2 protein-coding genes are annotated in these 1,530 nt (G+C 64.8%); both read left to right on the top strand.

Features of this window, described 5'->3' with window-relative positions; translation table 11 throughout:
• Window positions 1–124: 124 nt before the first annotated feature.
• Complete coding sequence (locus JHD07_RS39585; RefSeq protein ID WP_291632064.1) at window positions 125–865, top strand: metallophosphoesterase family protein; 741 nt, start codon at window positions 125–127, stop codon at window positions 863–865.
• 5 nt (window positions 866–870) lie between these two features.
• On the top strand, window positions 871–1,530 hold a 660-nt coding region (locus tag JHD07_RS39580; RefSeq protein WP_291632062.1), incomplete at its 3' end, for a serine/threonine-protein kinase.

Genomic DNA, 1,530 nt, shown 5'->3' with positions numbered 1-1,530 from the left:
GCAATAGGCCCTTCACCATCCCCGCCGAGCAGTGCTGGAAAACGGCCCAGTGCTGGCGCATCTTGTTGACTTCCCTCAATTTGGCCTTTTCGGCCTCGAATAAGAGTCTGAGGGTGGAGGGTGCGTGCTCCTAGCTGTCTTCTCGGATATCCACGGCAACAGGCAGGCGTTCGAGGCCTGCCTGAAGATTGCGCGTGCGAAGAGCGCGGAGGGCTTCGTCCTGCTCGGCGATTTCGTCGGCTATGGCGCCGATCCGGAATGGGTCGTGGACACCGCGATGGAGCTGGTTGCGCAGGGCGCCATCGCGGTGCGCGGCAATCATGACCAGGCCGTCAATTCCACGGCCGAGACCATGAACGCCGAGGCGCAGATCGCGATCGAATGGACCCGCGGCCGGCTCGACACCGCGCAGCGGCGGTTTCTGGCCGATTTGCCGATGCAGGTGGACGACGACGGGCGCCTGTTCGTGCACGCGGAAGCCTCACATCCCCAACGCTGGCACTATGTCCGCTCGACCGCGGACGCCGCCAAGAGCCTGATCGCGACGAAGGCCCACGTCACGTTCTGTGGCCACGTCCACAGGCCGGCACTGTATTCGATGTCGGTGACGGCGAAGATGACGAGCTTCGTGCCGAAGACCGATGTCCCCGTGCAGCTCCTGCACGGGCGGCAATGGCTCGCCGTGCTGGGCTCGGTCGGCCAGCCCCGCGACGGTGATCCGTCGGCATCTTTTGTGCTGTTCGACACGGACTCCTGCGAGATCACCTATTGCCGCGCACCCTATGACGTCGAGACTGCAGCCAGCAGGATCCGCGACAACGGCCTGCCGCCTTGGCTCGCCGACCGTCTGTTGCAGGGGCGCTGACGGCGATGCCCAAACCCCTGGTCAAAACAGGTGCGGAGATCGACGGGTACACGATCGGCGAATGCGTTCATGCCGGCGGCATGGCGACGCTGTGGACCGTCACCCATCCCGGCATCGACGTGCCCTTGCTGATGAAGATCCCGCGGGTGTCGGAAGGCGAGGACCCCGCCGCGATCGTCTCTTTCGAGATGGAGATGATGATCCTGCCGCGGCTTGCGGGTCCGCACGTGCCGGCCTGCTTCGGCACTGGCGACTTCGCCCGCCAGGCCTATGCCGTGATCGAGCGCATCCCGGGCGCGACGCTCTACAAGCGGCTGCCCGAGCTGCCGCTGCCTTACGACGAGGCGCGCCAGCTTGTCGCCAGGATCGCAACCGCGCTGGCCGATCTGCACCGGCAGAACGTGATCCACCACGACATCAAGCCGAGCAGCATCATGTTCCGCGATTCCGGCGAGGCGGTGCTGATCGACTACGGCCTGTCGCATCACAACCATTTGCCGGATCTCCTGCAGGAGGAATTCCGCCTGCCTTACGGCACCGCGCCCTATATGGCACCCGAGCGGCTGCTCGGCGTGCGCGACGATCCGCGCAGCGATCTGTTTTCGCTCGGCGTGCTGCTGTATTTTTTCACGACAGGAGAGCGGCCGTTCGGTGAATCTGAAACC

Origin of the sequence: Bradyrhizobium sp., assembly GCF_016462955.1 — a bacterium.
Classification (GTDB): Bacteria; Pseudomonadota; Alphaproteobacteria; order Rhizobiales; family Xanthobacteraceae; genus Bradyrhizobium.
The sequence above is the reverse complement of the archived record's forward strand: the minus strand, read 5'-3'. Positions and strand labels throughout refer to the sequence as shown.